Raw genomic sequence first — 15,179 nt, forward strand, 5'->3', positions numbered from 1 at the left:
GATTTCTAATAAATACTTGCAAAGCCAATCAATAAAATTGAGCATTAATCGAATATGAACGGTCTCATTTAACTACAATAGTAGTAAATATTAAATCCATCGCGGCGTTAATCTTATCTTAAGCGAGTAAGAACAGAAAATCCTCCCGCGTTGACATTTCGTTTCGCGCCCGCGATCTGAGGGGGATTTCATGTCTTTATCGAACATTCGCATTGTCCATAAGATATTGATAATTGTTGGCTTGTTGTCTGCCATCTTGATTTATGTCGGTTACACGGGGTACCACAGCGCCGTCACGCTGGGCATGGCGGGGCAGGACATCGACGATGCGGATGGCCAGGCGCTGCGGGCCTCTCGCATGAACAATACCCTGTTGACGCTCAACCGTTCTCAATACCGGATCGGCTTGGACGCATCGCAGGAATCGATGGCGACGGTTGAAAAGTCGGTGGCTGAAAGTCGCGCCCTTTTCGAACGCAGCCTGGATGACCTGCGGTCCAGCGCCGATTCCCAGGAACAGGAAATGCTGCGCGGGGTCGCCGACGGTTATGCCGCCTTCGTGACCAGCCTGGAAACGACGATGGAGAAGGCGCGCGCCCTGGGCGGGGTGGTGCCGACGGCGGACCAGATGGCCCTCATCACCTCAGTCAAGGAAGGCCGGACCCTGGTCGATCAGCTGCAGCAGCGGATCCGGGCGCTGGCGGAACATTATGACAAGGCGGGGACGGACATGGCGCACCGGGGCCAGGTCATGGCGGACGGCGCCAAGCGCACCATGCTGATCGGCACGGCCGCCGGCACCCTTTTGGGCATCGCGCTGGGCCTGTTCATCGGTCATGTCGGCGTGGCCCGTCCCATCGCCGCCACCGTGGATTGCCTGCAGCGCCTGGCGGCCGGGGACGTGGGCTTCACCGTCTTCGGCATGGGGCGCAAGGATGAGCTGGGGGCGGTGGCGGAGACCATGCAGGTCTTCAAGACCAACATCCTGCGCACCCGGGAGATGGAGGCCGCCGCGAGGGAGCAGGAGCAGCGCGCTGCGGCTGAAAAGAAAAAGGCGATGGACGAGTTGGCGGACCTGTTCGACGCCAAGGTGGCCGGGGTGGTCCAGGCGGTTTCTTCCGCCGCCGAGCAACTGTCGTCCACCGCCAGCGCCATGTCGTCCATCGCCGAGGAGACCAACCGCCAGGCCACCACCGTAGCGGTGGCGGCGGACCAGACGACAGCCAATGTCCAGACCGTGTCCGCGGCCGCCGACCAGCTTTCCTCCTCCATCGGCGAGATCAGCCAGCGCGTCGGCCATTCCAGCGAGGTGTCCAGCAGCGCGGTGGAGCGAGCGCGGCTGGCCAACGAGATGGTGCGCGGCCTGGCCTCGAATGCGGAGCGTATCGGTCGGGTCATCGAGCTGATCAGCAATATCGCCAGCCAGACCAACCTGCTGGCCCTCAACGCCACCATCGAGGCGGCGCGGGCGGGTGAGGCCGGCCGGGGCTTCGCGGTCGTGGCGGGCGAGGTCAAGACCCTGGCGACCCAGACCGCCAAGGCCACTGACGAAATCGTCGCCCAGATCGCGGAAGTCCAGTCCTCCACCCGGCAGGCGGTGGGCGCGATCGAGGGCATCGGCGCGGTCATCGATGAGTTGAGCCAGATCTCCAGCGCCATCGCCTCGGCGGTGGAGGAGCAGAGCGCTGCGACGCAGGAGATCGCCCGCAACGTTGACCAGGCGGCCCATGGCACCCAGGACGTGTCGCGCAGCATCGCCGGCGTCACCGTGGCGTCCGCCGAGGCGGGACAGGCCGCGTCCCTGGTGCTGGCGGCGGCCAGCGGCCTGGGTCGCAGCTCCGACATCCTGCGCACGGAGGTGGGCAGCTTCATCAGCCGCGTGCGTGCCGCTTAAAAGGGGGCGGGGCCGGCGGTGATGCCGCTGGCCCCCGCCTTTTCCGGTCAGAACACATGCAGCTGGGGCAGGGCGTAGAGACGCGTGGGGGTGCCGTCCTCCGCCGTGGCGCTGAGCTGCAGGGTGGGATTGCGCCGGTCCAGCTTGCGGCCGAATTCCAGAATGGGCCGTCCCTGGTCGTCGGCTTCCAGCGCTTCCCCCGTATCGAGAGCGGCATGGACGTGGCAGTGGGCGTCCGGCTCGCAACTGAAGTCCAGTTCGTCGATGCTGGGGACGAAGAAACCCATGACCGGCCCCACGAATTCCTCGATCGCCTGGTCCAGCACCTTGGCGCCTTGGCGCAATTCGCTGTAGGCGACGGGCTGCTTCCCGTCGGACAGCACCTCCAGCATCACCGTGGCGCGCAGCGACCCCTTGGCCTGATTGCTGACCAGCTTGGCGTCGGCAGCCTCCCAGTCGGCGCGGTAGGGAATGTAGAAATAGCCGTCGGGCGTGGATTCGATGGCCTCCTCCTTGCTGTTGTAGACGGCCCACAGCTGGATGGGCAGGGGGCCGGACTTGTCCTTGTCCAGTTGCACCTTGAAGATCATGCGCAGGTGCCGGCCGCTGGCGCCCTCCATGCGGTCCAGCACCTTCAGGGCCTCCGCCAGCTTGGCGTAAGAGGTCTTGCCGAACTGCTCCCGCGAGGTCACCACCATTTCCGGCACCGCTTCCGCCGGGGGTTCGGCCTGCGCCGTCGCTGCTTGATCCACCGCTGGCTGCCCCGTCGTTTGGGCACCGGCTGCGCCGGCGCACCCCAAGGCCAGGGCGATCAGCACCGCCCGCCCATAAAGTATGGCTTTCAAGGATATCCCCATCCTGTCCATCACCGGCCCCCATCGGCCGCTCTCTTACTAAGGGTTGTGATTGGGGCGAGTATAGGGCCGGTTGGCGGTCAATTTTAGTGGTCGCGCCGACTTGCCGCTGCGGGTCGCCGCGCGATTTCCTTGTCAGGCGGGGACACATGGGCGCTATATCAGATTGAATATAGCGCCGCGTCAGGGAAGGGATCGGTCATGCTGCGGAGAACTGCGACAGGAGTGGTGGCGGTGATGATGGCGCTGGTGGCGCCGGCCCGGGCCCAGATGGCCGACCCCTCCTGCAAAGGTGTCGCTGTGGAATGGCCGGCCGACCTCAAGGCTTGGGGGCTGGCGGCGGTGCCGGTGACGGCCGCGACCACCCCGGGCGGACCCCCCGCCCTGATGCCCGGCACGCCGGCGCGGGTGACCCTGGCGGCGAAGGAAGGCGTGACCCTGGCCGTCACCCCGCCCAAGCCGGCAGGAGAGAAGACCTACGCCGGCATCGTGGCCTTCACCGTGCCCGCTGCGGGTCCCTACCGCATCGCCATCGATGGGGCAGCCTGGATCGACGTGGTGGCGGACGGCAAGTCGCTGGACAGCACCAGCCACAAGCACGGCCCCAACTGCTCCGGCATCCATAAGGTGGTGGATTTCGGTCTGGCCGCCGGCACCTACCAACTGCAACTGACCAACAGCCGGGCATCCACCGTCACCGTGCTGGTGGTGCCGCCGCAAAGCTGAACCCCGCGCCTTTCCGACGCGGCCCCCTGTGCCAGGGCCGGCGGCGATGCTATATTCCGGAGCATGACCAGCATCTCCGCCCCCAACCCCTACGCCACCGTGGCCGCCGGCCTGCAGTCCAGCAGCGCGCGCGTGGACCGGGACGCCACGGCCATCGCGGCATCCAAGGGCGGAGACATCAATCCCACCGACGTGGTCAGTCTCAGCAGCGACGCCCTGACCTTCAAGGCCCTGACCAAGGTCGCCCAGACGGTGGACGACAACAGCAAGCGGCTGCTGGATATCATGGCCTGACCGCCCCCTTGGGCGGCCCTCCCCATTTGCTCCGTTAGCGGAAGCGGAACGGCACCGTGAAGCTGAACCGCCCGTCCGTCAGCAGCGCCTCCGGCGGTGTCGGCAGGGGCGCCGCTTGGCTGACGGCGCGCAACGCGATGTCGTCCAGCACGGCGCTGCCGCTGGACGTCAGGATCATGGCGTCGCGCACCTGACCGTCGGCGGCCACCGTTATGGCCAGCACCACCGTGCCCGCCGCCGCGACATGGGCGGGCCGATGGCGGGCCAGCGCCTGCCACACGGCGCGGGTATAGGCCTCAAGCACATCCGGCGTTGGCGGATCGGGGGGGCGCCGGACCACGGCCGGGGGCGGTGCGTCGGCGGTCCCGGCTTGCGGTGGCGGTGTCTCAGGGACGGGAAGGGCTGCCGCCACGATCGGCGGGGCGGGGGGCGGCTGGCTCACGGGGGCTGCGGGGCTCCGCTGCCGTGCCTGGGACGGTGGCGGTTGGCGGGGGGGCCGGACCGGGGGCGTTTCCACCAACCGCGGCGGCGGGGGCAGCAGCCGGGCCACTACCACGGTTTCGTCCTGCGCGCGGGCTGCCGCCGGCGGGCCCGACAGCCCGGCCATCCAGGTCACCAAGGCGGCCTGGATGGCGAGGGCGATAAGGGCGGCGAAGACCGCCCCGGCGCGCGGATGCACCGCCCGGCCATAGGCGGCCGGACGAAAGCCGGCCATGACACCGGGCGACACCCAGGACGGGGCGGTCTTCTGCCTCATGCCCGAACCGTCCCCGTCAGAACTTGACCGTCAGGCCGGCATTGAACGAGCGCCCCGGGCCGGGCACCGAGCCCAGGGGCGTGGCGTACTTGGCGGCCCGCCAGTCGCCATAGTCGATGCCGCCCAGCGGCAGGGCATAGGCCTTGTCCATCAGGTTCTCGATGGCGAAGTCCACCCGCACATCCCCCCAGGTGTAGCTGCCGCGCAGGTTCACCAGGGTGTAGCCGGGGGTGGTGGGCTCCCGCAGCAGGCGCTCGACCTGCGTCTTGGCGTCGACCATCTGCACCTCCACCGCCCCGTGCCAGCCGCCCAGCGTGTGGTCCAGGGCGATGCGGCCGTTCAAGGGCATCATGTGATAGAGGCCATCCTCGTCCGATACCGTCTGGCCCCGGACCCAGCCCAGCACACCGCTGATGCCGATGGCACCATGGTCGGCGTCACGCCAGACGGTGGCCTGGCCCGACAGGTCCACGCCATAGGTACGGGCGTCGCGGTTGGCGAACATGACCTTGGCGAAGGGAACGCCGTTGGATACCACCGGGGCCAGCAGGCGCTGGCTGATATAGTCCTCGATATAGCTGTAGTGGGGGGTCAGGCGGATTTCCCAGGCCGGGGGCGCTGCTGCACCGTCGGCGGGGGGTGCCGCATGCCAGCTGAATGAGGCGCTGACCGTGTTGGCGACCTCGGGCTTCAGGTCGGGATTGCCGACGTAGTAGTTCCCGTCGCCATTCCAGGTGATCATGCTGCTGGCCATGTTGCCGGTGGACCAGGCATAGCGCTCATACAGGTTGGGGGAGCGGCTTTTGCGGGCGTAGCCCAAATCGACCGTCGCCTGATCGTCGATGGCGTAGCGCAACTCGGCCGTGGCATCGACGTTCGCGTCCGAGCGGGCGCGGTCGCGGGCGTTGAAGGCGGCGGCGTTGGCGGCGTAGCTGGTGTTGTAGCCCGACACGGTGCCGGTGTTCGTCCACACCGTGTCATTACGCAGGCCGGCCAGGCTGCTCCAGCCGCCGCCCCAGGTCCGTTCCCATTCCACGAAGGTGCCCAGGCGGTCGCGCGTGCCGCCGTTGATGGTGTGGAAGGTGTTGGGGCCCATCATCATGGCCATCATGCCGCCCACCGGCGGCCACCAGTCATCCAGGGCGTAGTGATGGAACTCGCTGCCCAGCCGCAGCGTGTCGGCGGCGCTGAGCGGAATGTCGGCCTTCACCGTGTAACCGGTGGCGTTGGACCGGGTATTCATGGGCATGCCGCCGCCATCCGAACCGCCCTTGTCCTCCAGAAAGTTCATGGCGTGGCGCACATGCTGCCAATAGGCGGTGGCATCCAGGCTGCCCCAGGCGAAGCCGGCCTTGTAGTGCGCGTCGACCGAGGTGCCGCGGTTGTCGGTCATGTCCATGCGCTGGTTGGCGAAGCCTTCATAGGGCGTGTACTGCACGCCGCCGCGCACCTCCAGCACGCCGTCCTCGCCCACCCGGGCCGCCAGGCTGAGCGTGTGGGTTTGGGTTTCGAACAGGGTGGAGTTGACGTCCTTGCCGTCGCCGCCGCGGGCATAGTCGTCGCCCCGGCTCCATGAACCGGCATAGCCCACGACGTAGCGGTCGGTCGCGACGGACAGGTGGCCACCCACGGTCGTGCCGTTGTTCACGCTGCGGAAGGCGGTGGACACGTCGCCGTGCACGGCCATGCCCCGGCCTTCGCCGACGAATTGTGGCTCCGGCGTGGTGACGGCGATGGTGCCGCCGATGTTGTCGCCGCCTCGGCTGACCGGTGTCACCCCCGCCAGAACGTCGATGGCGCCCACGTCGCCGGGGGCGATGTAGGACAGGGCCGGGTTCATATGGTTGGGGCAGGACGCGGCCACCGGCACATTGTTGACCAGGGTCAGCACCCGATCGTCGGCCAGGCCCCGGAGGACGGGCAGGCTGGAAATGCCACCGGCCCCATAAAGGGAGACGCCGGGCAACCCGGAGAGCAGGGCGGCGGTGTCGGGGGTGGCGGTTCGGCGGTCGGCGATGGCCTGGCTGCTGAGGTGGCCGTCAGCGGACGGGGCGGACATACCCCCGACCGCGAACTCCCTGTCCACGTCAATGGCGGGCAGGGCGACGGCGGTTGGCTTCCCGTCGGTCGCGGCCTGCTGGGCCATCGCGGTGGCCGGCAGCCAAGGCAGGGCACCGGCCATCAGGGCCAGGGCTGATACCCGGATCAAAGGGACGGACGCGCGCGGCCCACTCGGGCGACGCGACGGAGCGAGGCGCCCGGCGAGGGCGCTGGAAACGATGAATGACATTCGTGACGCCAATCCAAAAAGGGCGGCGGACTCCGGGCGGCCGCGGCCGGCAACGTCCCAGCGGCGCGCCCCGCCATGGGGCGCGTCCGGACATGCTCCGCCGCGCGCTGGACCCGGTAAGGGCCGCGACTGGGAAGGACCGCACCGGTCCACCCCTTGGTCGAGGGGTGGTGGGGGCGGGGTCGATTGGGGGACATCAGGCCCGGGCCGGTGGGCCCCGGGGATAGGCGGACTGGCGGTAGGGGGTGGTCTCCGCCGGACTAACGGCGCTGGTCAGATCCAACCGGCCCGCAAGCCGGGGCAGCGGCAGGGGCACCGGGGACGGCAGGGCCATGCCGCCGTGCAGGAAGGGTAGGCAATAAGCGCAAAACGGCTGGGCATGGCCGCCGGTCCCATGACGGGACGCATCGTTGTTCTTATGCCCGCTGGCCGGTGATGCCGGGCCGCAGAGGATGTAGGCGGTGTCCGGGTCGGCCTGCGCTGCCCGCACGCGCAGGGGCAGCACGCCAGCGGCCATCACGTCGATGGCCAGCAGCGCCAGCGTCAGCCAGGCGATCAGGCGCCTGCCGCTGTTGCGGCGTGCCCGGTCCAGCCGGTTATGTGCGGTGCGTCGTGTCATGCCCCCGATTCCTCGGAAGACTTTCCGGGGCCATGACCCTCAAGTCAACGCAGGGGCACTCACGGCAGCCACGCCGATGCGCGGCGGCTTTGGTTGATCCATGTCGTTGACGGGTGCGTTGCAGGCGACGCCGACGCGGCGCCGACTTGGGGGGCTTAGCGAGGCTCGACCGGGGATATCTTGGGCGCGGATTGCTTCGCCGGCTTGGGCGGCTGTGTGACCAGGGCGACGCGGCTCTGGAACTTCTCGGGCTCGCCCTCGGTCATCAGGCTGAAATCGCCCACGACCGCGTCCAGGAAGGGGACCAGCCAGGTCTGCTCGGCCTTGGCGAAGTTGGACAGCACCCAGCCGTGCACCAGGTTCTTGTCCCCCGGATGGCCGATGCCCAGGCGCACGCGCCAGTAATCCTTGCCGATGTGATCGTCGATGGAGCGCAGGCCGTTGTGCCCGCCGTGGCCGCCGCCCTTCTTGGCGCGCAGCTTGCCCGGGGGCAGGTCCAGTTCGTCATGCAGGACGATGACCTGGTCGGGCGTCATCTTGTAAAACCGCATCGCCTCCCCGACCGATTGGCCGGACAGGTTCATGAAGGTCTGCGGTTTCAGAAGGTAGATCTTTTCGGGGCCGATCTGCCCCTCGGTGATCAGCCCCTGGAAGCGTTTCTTCCAGGGGCCGAACCGATGGCGTTGGGCGATTTCGTCCACCGCCATGAAGCCGACGTTGTGCCGGTGGTGCGCATATTCCGGGCCAGGGTTGCCCAGACCGACCACCAGCCGCATTATCTATCAGGCCTCGGCAGCCGCCGCCGCGTTCTCTTCGGACTTCAGGCCCGAGGGAGCGGCGATGGTGGCGACGGTGAAGTCGCGGTCGGTGACGACCAGGCTGGTGCCTTCCGGCAGCTTCACGGCGCTGATGTGGATGGAGGCACCCACGTCGAAGCCTTCCAGGGACACGGTCAGGTGCTCCGGAATGTCATTGGCGCGGACGTGCATCTCCACCTCGTGGCGGACGATGTTCAGCACGCCACCGCGCTTCAGGCCGGGGCTGGCGTCGTGGCCCGTGAATTCCACCGGCACCTTCACCACGATCTCGGTGGTGTCGCTGACGCGCAGGAAGTCGACGTGCAGGGGACGGTCGGTCACCGGGTCGAACTGGACGTCGCGCGGCAGGGTGCGGGTGGTCACGCCGTCGACGGTCACGTCGTACAGGTGCGTGAAGAAGCCCGGCTTGTGCAGCACGCGGGTGAAGTTGACGGCCTCCAGGGAGATCGTCACCGGCTTTTCCTTGTTGCCGTAAATCACGGCAGGGATGCGGCCATCGCGGCGGGTCTGACGGGCGGTCCCCTTGCCTGCCCCGTTCCGCGCCTCGGCGGCGAGCGCGATAATCTGGGTCATTGGTACTCTCCTTAAGAATATGCGCCAGCCTCCAGGGGTGCTGAGCGCGGTCGGAATGCGCGGGTGTATGCGCGCGACGGCCCGGAGTCAAGCCATAGAGTCAAGAAGGCGGCCATGAGGCCGCCTTCGAGGTACTTGGCACTGTGGACCGCGCGACTGACCGTAGGTTCAGTCGAACAGGCCGGCGCGACTGACCGTAGGTTCAGTCGAACAGGGAAGACACCGACTTCTCATTGCTGATGCGCTCGATCGCCTCGGCGATCAGGGGGGCGACGGTCAGGTGGCGGACGTTGCGCGAGACGCGCACGGCTTCCGTCGCCTGGATGCTGTCGGTGGTGATCAGCGCTTCCAGCGGGGACTGGGCCACGCGGGCGACGGCGCCGCCCGACAGCACGCCATGGGTGACGTAGGCGCGCACCGACTTGGCGCCCCGCTCCTTCAGGGCCACGGCGGCATTGCACAGGGTGCCGGCGCTGTCCACAATGTCGTCGACCAGGATGCAGTCGCGGCCGCTGACGTCGCCGATGACGTTCATCACCTCCGACACGCCGGCGCGCTCACGCCGCTTGTCGATGATGGCCAGGTCGGCGTCCAGGCGGTTGGCGATGGCGCGGGCGCGCACCACGCCGCCCACGTCCGGCGACACGATCATCAGGTTCTGGCGGCCCATGGTGGCCTCGATGTCCTGCACGAACACCGGGGCGGCCACCAGGTTGTCGGTGGGGATGTCGAAGAAGCCCTGGATCTGGCCGGCGTGCAAATCCATGGTCAGCACGCGGTTGGCGCCGGCGGTGGTGATCAGGTTGGCGACCAGCTTGGCCGAAATGGGGGTACGGGGACCCGTCTTGCGGTCCTGGCGGGCATAGCCGTAATAGGGCAGCACAGCCGTGATGCGCCGGGCCGAGCCACGACGCAGGGCGTCGATGGTGACTAGCAATTCCATCAGGTTGTCGTTGGCGGGATAAGAGGTGGACTGGATGACGAACACGTCCTCGCCGCGGACGTTCTCCAGGATTTCCACGAAGACTTCCATGTCGCTGAAGCGCCGGATGCTGGCCTTCGTCAGCGGAACCTTCAGGCAGGCCGAGATGGCCTCGGCAAGCGGATGATTGCTGTTGCCGGCGATGAGCTTCATGGGGTCGCTCTTAATAATAGGAAGTGGGCGACGCCGGAGCGTCTTCATACCTTCATAAAGGCGCGCGGACCATATCAAGCAAGGCCTAGGCTGTAAACCGCCGCCCCCCGCTGTCTGGGCACGGGGGGCATGCGCCGATACAGGGGTATTCGCCCCCCGCCAGAGGTACCGTCAAGGGGTTGGATCAAGGGCTATCATGCTGATATGACGGCCATAATCTCCCTCATGCCGCAAGGTGGACCGCCGGTAGCTGAAGAACAGGTCCTCTCGCTCAACCGTATCGTGACCGGTATGCGCCACCCTGGCCAAGCCGCATCCGGACAGCCGGTGGCCGACATAGGCCCCGATGTCGAACAGGGGATGGTCCGCCCGTTGGCCGGCACGGAAAAAGCGGGCGTTGGCGGCATCGGCTTCCAGGAATCGGGCCTCGAACTCCGGCCCCACTTCATAAGAGTCGGCGCCGATATGGGGGCCGACACCGGCGACGATGCGGGCGGGATCGGCGCCCAGATCCGCCATGGCGCGCACCGTGGCCTCCAGCACGCCCGTGAAGGCACCCTTCCAGCCGGCATGGGCGGCGCCGATCACCCCGGCGGTCGAGTCGGCGAACAGCACCGGCACGCAATCCGCTGTCAGGATGCCCAGGGCGATGCCCCGCCGGCAGGAGACCATGGCATCGGCCTGGGGCGCGTCCTCCCGTGCCCAGGGGCGCTCCACCGTCACCACCGTGGGGCTGTGCACCTGATAGACGGTGACCAGGCTGTCCGCCGGCAGGCCCAGGTCGGCAGCGCAGCGCGCCCGATTCTCCGCCACCGCGGCCGCCGCGTCGTTGGAACCGAAGCCGACGTTGCGCCCGGCATAGAGCCCGGTGGAGACACCGCCCCGCCGGGTGAAATAGCCATGGCGCACCCCGGGCAGGTCCAGGGCGTCCAAGGTCAGGTAGGGGCGGTCTTCGGGGGTCGGGGCGGTCATGGATCAGCCTTCGCTGGGTTCGAAGCCGGCGGGCGGCGGCGCGCCCGGGCTGGTCAGGGCCAGGGCCTTGAACAGGCGGCCCATCTGGCCGGGGGCGGTCAGGCGGTCCAGCGCCAGGTCGACGGCATGGGCCTGTGGGGCCATGGCACCCCGTTTCAAGGTGGCGGCGCGCTGCTGGATGCCCAGACGCTGGAGCAGGGGCCCCTGCCCGACGATGCCGTGGGACTGGGCGCCGGCCGCCCCCGCTGTTGCGGCCAGGGTGCGGAAATCGACATGAGCCGTCAGGTCGGACTGGCCGGGGTCGTCCAGCACGGGAGCGTAGGCGTGGCTGCGCACTGCTTGCAGCGTGTCGCCCAGGGGCGGCGCGTCATAGCCATAGTCCACCACCAGGGCGGCGCCCGGGTGGGCGGCCAGGCGGCGCCCGATCTCTCCCGCCACAGTCAGCGCGGCGGGGCACAGCTCCACCACCGCGCCCTCGGGCGCCTCCCGAAGACCGGGCGGCACCAGCAGTTCGGCGCCGCCGCCGGCGTCCAGCGTCCAGGCGAAGCGGCTTTCCGGTTCCAGCCAGGTGACGCAGCGTTCGGCCCAGCCGCGCGCTGTCCTCTGCATCTGGCGGATGGGCAGGGCATCGAAGAATTCGTTGGCCAGCAACAGCATCGGCCCATCGGGCACCGCTTCCAGGCTGCCGGCCCAGGCGATGGGGTGGGGGGGCTGGACGGCGGTGGGCAGGGCCGCCAGGGTGGCACGCTGCCGGGCGCGCAAGGACGGGCTGGTTTCCACCATGTGGACGCGCAGGGCCTGGGTCAGGCCGGGAACCCGAGCCATGGCGCGCAGCGCATCGGCCATCAGCGTGCCGCGCCCGGGGCCCAGTTCCACCAGGTGCAAAGGCGCGGGGGAGCCCAGGGTCAGCCACGCCTGGGCACACCACAGGCCCAGTAGTTCCCCGAACATCTGGCTGATCTCGGGTGCGGTGGTGAAGTCGCCGGCGGCGCCCAGCGGGTCCCGGGTGGTGTAATAGCCCAGCGTGGGATGGCCCAGCGCCTCGGCCATGAAGGTGGACAGGCGCAGGGGCCCCTCATCATGGATACGGCGGATGAGGTGGCCGGCCAGGGTTCCCGGGGCCGGAATCGTCCCTGGCATCAGGCCGCTGCCGGCACGCGGCGGCGGGCCAGGGCCACCAGGGCCACGCCGATCAGCAGCATGGGCACCGACAGGATCTGGCCCATGGTGACGCCGCCGCCCAGCAGGAAGCCCACCTGCACGTCGGGCTCGCGGAAGAACTCGGCGGTGATGCGGCACAGGGCGTAGCCGATGAGGAAGGCCCCGGTCAGCGTGCCGGTACGGTCCCGCACCGACGGGACGCGTGACAGCAGGAACAGCGCGGTGAACAGCACGATGCCCTCCAGCCCCGCCTCATACAGCTGGCTGGGGTGGCGGGGCAGATCGTCGGCATGGGGGAAGACCATGCCCCAGGGCACGTCGGTGGGGCGGCCCCACAGCTCCCCGTTCACGAAATTGGCGAGGCGGCCCAGGAACAGGCCGATGGGGGCGGCCACGGCAGCCAGATCGCCCAGGGACAACGGATTGAAGCCGCGCCGCCGCGCGAACAGCAGCACGGCCAGAGCCACGCCCGTCATGCCGCCGTGGAAGGACATGCCGCCGTTCCAGACCTTCAGCATGTCGAACGGGTGCTGCAGGTAGAAGTCCAGGTTGTAGAACAGGATGAAGCCGAGGCGCCCGCCGGCCAGCACGCCGACGACGGCCCACACCAGGAAGTCATCCAACTCCGCCGGGGTGGGGCGGCCGTTCATGCGTCGGGCCATGCCCAGCGCCAGGCGGTAGCCCAACGTGACGCCCACGATGTAGGCCAGCGCGTACCAGCGCAGGGCGAAGGGGCCGATCTCGACGATCGTCGGGCTGATATTGGGAAAGGCGAGGGCCATGATGCTGCGGATATCCCCGTGGACGTCTTCTTCCGGCCTGTCATGCGGTGGGCGCCGGGCACATCGGCATACCCTTGTCCCTGCGGACATCCGCCCCCACATGGCCGGCCGTGTGAAAGAAATGGACTCGGCTGTTCGGCTTTATAGGGGCCCCGCGCCCCGGTCGCAACGGGTGGTGGGAATCCGTGACCCTGCAGCCTGCGTGACGCTCCCCATGACGCTCCTCCGGGGAGCTTCGAAGGTGCTGTTGCACGTGCGAACGTGGGGCGCGATAATGGCGGCTTGATGGCCGTTCGCTTTCCGGGTCCCGCCGCATCGGTACCGGGGCAGCGGCGGTACTGCTTTGAGGATTGAGGCGATGCAGGTGGACAACAAGGTGCTGGACGATTTGGCCCGTGTGGCCGGGGGCGCCGTCGGCGCCGTGGCCGGTCTGAAGAACGAGGTCGAGGGCCATGTGCGCCAGCGTTTGGAACGCGTGCTCAGCGGCCTGGACATGGTGCGCCGGGACGAGTTCGAGGCCGTGAAGGAAATGGCCGCCCGCGCCCGCGCGCAGGAGGATGAGATCAACCGGCTGATGGCCCTGCAGCAGGCGCTGCTGGACCGCGTCACCCATCTTGAGTCGGTTGTGGCCAAGGCCGCGGCCGAGGCGGACAAGCCGGCCTGAGCGCGCACCCCCCTGGTCGAAAGGGGTGCCTCGGGCCGAAATCCAAGGGATCCCGGGCTTCCGGCCCCACCCACAAGGGGTGGGCGCCAAACGGGCCTAGCGGCCGGGTAGAAGACGGTTGCGGGGGCGGTTGTCCTCTGGCACCGTACCCCTGGTAGCTCCCACGCCCGGCAGCACCAGATTTTGTTTTTGAGCGGATCGGACGTTTCCGATCCGGCGCCGGGTGGGATGGGTCGTCCCTTGCCATCGCGCGCGACAGGAGGGCGTATCATGTCGGCACTTGCCGTCGAGACTAGCAGCACCACACACAATCCCCTTGATATCGTCGAGGAGATCGTCTCGGCCAACGAATGGCCGTTCGAGCGCGCCAGCGAAGATGAGATGATCGTCGAGATCAACGGCCGGTGGTGCGACTACCGGCTGTTTTTCGTTTGGCAGAACGAAGTCAGCGCCATGCAGTTCTCATGTCAGTTCGACATGAAGGTGCCGCCGGCCCGCAAACTGGCCGTCACCGAGCTGTTGGCCGAGGTGAACGGAAAGATGTGGCTGGGCCACTTCGACGTGTGCAGTGAAGAGCACACGCCCATGTTCCGCCAGACGCTGCTGCTGCGGGGCACGCGGGCCGCCAGCGTGGAACAGATCGAAGATCTGGTCGAAATCGCGGTGGCGGAGTGCGAGCGCTACTACCCCGCGTTCCAGTTCGTCATCTGGGGCGGCAAAAGTGCCGCGGACGCCGTTTCCGCCGCCATTCTGGACACGCTCGGCGAAGCTTGATACAGCCCACACCCCGGGACCTCCGTTGGAATGTCATAAATAGGGTGCGGGGATGACGGCTGTGGATTTGTTGTTGGTGGGCTTCGGCAAGATGGGTGGCGCCATGCTGGCCGGCTGGCAGGCGGCCGGCACCGTCCGTCGCGTGGTCATCGTCGACCCCGTGGCCGCCACTACCTCCGCGCCGGAGGGGACGGTCCTGGTGCCTGATCCCGCCGCCATCCCGGCGGATTTCAGTCCCACCGCTGTCGTGCTGGCCGTGAAGCCCCAGATGATGGACCAGGCGCTGCCGGCCTACGCCGCGTATGCCGGCGGCGCCGTTTTCCTGTCCATCGCCGCCGGCAAGACCGTCGCCTATTTCCAGAAGGTGCTGGGTGCCGGCGCCGCCCTGGTGCGGGCCATGCCCAATACACCGGCCGCCGTGGGCCGGGGCATCTCCGGCGCCTATGCCACGCCGGCCGTCTCGGCCGGCCAGCGCGAGCTGTGCCAGCGGCTGCTGAGCGCCGTGGGCGAGGTGGTGTGGGTGGAGGATGAGGGGCTGATCGACGCGGTGACCGCCGTGTCGGGCAGCGGTCCCGCCTATGTCTTCCACCTGGTGGAGGCCCTGGCCGCCGCCGGCACCGCCGTGGGCCTGCCGCCGGACTTGGCGCTGCGCCTGGCGCGGGCCACGGTGACGGGGGCGGGCGAGCTGCTCTACCGCAACCCGGATACCACGGCCACCCAGCTGCGCATCAACGTCACCAGCCCCAAGGGCACCACCCAGGCGGCGCTGGACGTGTTGATGGACGAGGGGCAGGGCCTGGCGCCGCTGATGATCCGCGCGGTCGCCGCCGCCAACCGGCGGTCGCGGGAACTGGCGGGCTGACGCG

Annotated in this window: 16 protein-coding genes; 6 read left to right on the forward strand and 10 right to left on the reverse strand. The window is 68.3% G+C overall.

Going from position 1 to position 15,179, the window contains the following annotated elements; genetic code table 11:
* Window positions 1-241: 241 nt before the first annotated feature.
* The gene (locus Y958_RS03135; RefSeq protein ID WP_186291240.1) at window positions 242-1,894 is read left to right on the forward strand and encodes a methyl-accepting chemotaxis protein; all 1,653 of its coding nucleotides are present in this window, start codon (window positions 242-244) and stop codon (window positions 1,892-1,894) included.
* 47 nt (window positions 1,895-1,941) lie between these two features.
* On the opposite strand, the gene Y958_RS03140 is transcribed toward Y958_RS03135, so the two are convergent.
* Window positions 1,942-2,739 (reverse strand): DUF2987 domain-containing protein, encoded by a 798-nt coding sequence (locus tag Y958_RS03140; RefSeq protein WP_145727759.1) that lies wholly within the window; start codon window positions 2,737-2,739, stop codon window positions 1,942-1,944.
* Window positions 2,740-2,949: 210 nt separating this feature from the next.
* Between Y958_RS03140 and Y958_RS03145 the strand changes: the two genes are divergently transcribed.
* Both Y958_RS03145 and Y958_RS03150 read left to right on the forward strand, forming a co-directional pair.
* A complete protein-coding gene (locus Y958_RS03145) occupies window positions 2,950-3,474 on the forward strand; it encodes a hypothetical protein (protein ID WP_145727757.1) in 525 nt (174 codons plus the stop codon).
* Between the two features lie 63 nt (window positions 3,475-3,537).
* Window positions 3,538-3,768, forward strand: coding sequence for a hypothetical protein (locus Y958_RS03150; protein WP_088870874.1), 231 nt, complete (start codon window positions 3,538-3,540; stop codon window positions 3,766-3,768).
* Window positions 3,769-3,802: 34 nt separating this feature from the next.
* Here Y958_RS03150 and Y958_RS03155 read toward each other — a convergent pair whose 3' ends face one another.
* From Y958_RS03155 to lgt, 9 genes are all read right to left on the reverse strand, one after another.
* Window positions 3,803-4,525, reverse strand: a complete 723-nt coding sequence (locus Y958_RS03155; protein ID WP_088870875.1) for an energy transducer TonB family protein — start codon at window positions 4,523-4,525, stop codon at window positions 3,803-3,805.
* A 16-nt stretch (window positions 4,526-4,541) separates the two neighbouring features.
* Complete coding sequence (locus tag Y958_RS03160) at window positions 4,542-6,734, reverse strand: TonB-dependent receptor (RefSeq protein ID WP_244909350.1); 2,193 nt, start codon at window positions 6,732-6,734, stop codon at window positions 4,542-4,544.
* Between the two features lie 277 nt (window positions 6,735-7,011).
* On the reverse strand, window positions 7,012-7,434 hold the full coding sequence (locus tag Y958_RS03165) for a DUF2946 family protein (protein ID WP_088870877.1): 423 nt from the start codon (window positions 7,432-7,434) through the stop codon (window positions 7,012-7,014).
* Window positions 7,435-7,589: 155 nt separating this feature from the next.
* A complete protein-coding gene (pth, locus tag Y958_RS03170) occupies window positions 7,590-8,210 on the reverse strand; it encodes an aminoacyl-tRNA hydrolase (RefSeq protein ID WP_088870878.1) in 621 nt (206 codons plus the stop codon).
* A gap of 6 nt (window positions 8,211-8,216) precedes the next feature.
* Window positions 8,217-8,825, reverse strand: a complete 609-nt coding sequence (locus tag Y958_RS03175; protein ID WP_040845235.1) for a 50S ribosomal protein L25/general stress protein Ctc — start codon at window positions 8,823-8,825, stop codon at window positions 8,217-8,219.
* A gap of 202 nt (window positions 8,826-9,027) precedes the next feature.
* Window positions 9,028-9,960 carry a ribose-phosphate pyrophosphokinase gene (locus Y958_RS03180; protein WP_040845234.1) on the reverse strand — a complete coding sequence of 311 codons (933 nt, stop codon included), beginning with the start codon at window positions 9,958-9,960 and terminating at the stop codon, window positions 9,028-9,030.
* A 171-nt stretch (window positions 9,961-10,131) separates the two neighbouring features.
* Complete coding sequence (gene pgeF / locus Y958_RS03185) at window positions 10,132-10,932, reverse strand: peptidoglycan editing factor PgeF (protein WP_145727754.1); 801 nt, start codon at window positions 10,930-10,932, stop codon at window positions 10,132-10,134.
* A gap of 3 nt (window positions 10,933-10,935) precedes the next feature.
* Complete coding sequence (locus tag Y958_RS03190; RefSeq protein ID WP_088870879.1) at window positions 10,936-12,072, reverse strand: class I SAM-dependent methyltransferase; 1,137 nt, start codon at window positions 12,070-12,072, stop codon at window positions 10,936-10,938.
* Window positions 12,072-12,875, reverse strand: a complete 804-nt coding sequence (gene lgt, locus Y958_RS03195) for a prolipoprotein diacylglyceryl transferase (protein ID WP_186291241.1) — start codon at window positions 12,873-12,875, stop codon at window positions 12,072-12,074. The genes Y958_RS03190 and lgt overlap by 1 nt, the downstream gene beginning before the upstream one ends.
* 358 nt (window positions 12,876-13,233) lie before the next feature.
* Between lgt and Y958_RS03200 the strand changes: the two genes are divergently transcribed.
* The 3 genes from Y958_RS03200 to proC all read left to right on the forward strand — a co-directional run bounded on the left by Y958_RS03200 (window position 13,234) and on the right by proC (window position 15,175).
* Window positions 13,234-13,539 (forward strand): accessory factor UbiK family protein, encoded by a 306-nt coding sequence (locus Y958_RS03200; protein WP_088870880.1) that lies wholly within the window; start codon window positions 13,234-13,236, stop codon window positions 13,537-13,539.
* Window positions 13,540-13,809: 270 nt separating this feature from the next.
* Window positions 13,810-14,313, forward strand: a complete 504-nt coding sequence (locus Y958_RS03205) for a type III secretion system chaperone family protein (protein ID WP_088870881.1) — start codon at window positions 13,810-13,812, stop codon at window positions 14,311-14,313.
* Window positions 14,314-14,365: 52 nt separating this feature from the next.
* Window positions 14,366-15,175: a pyrroline-5-carboxylate reductase gene (gene proC, locus Y958_RS03210; protein ID WP_088870882.1), complete on the forward strand. Its 810-nt coding sequence runs from the start codon at window positions 14,366-14,368 to the stop codon at window positions 15,173-15,175.
* The last annotated feature ends 4 nt before the right edge of the window (window positions 15,176-15,179 follow it).

Source organism: Nitrospirillum viridazoti CBAmc, assembly GCF_000730165.1.
Lineage (GTDB): Bacteria > Pseudomonadota > Alphaproteobacteria > Azospirillales > Azospirillaceae > Nitrospirillum > Nitrospirillum viridazoti.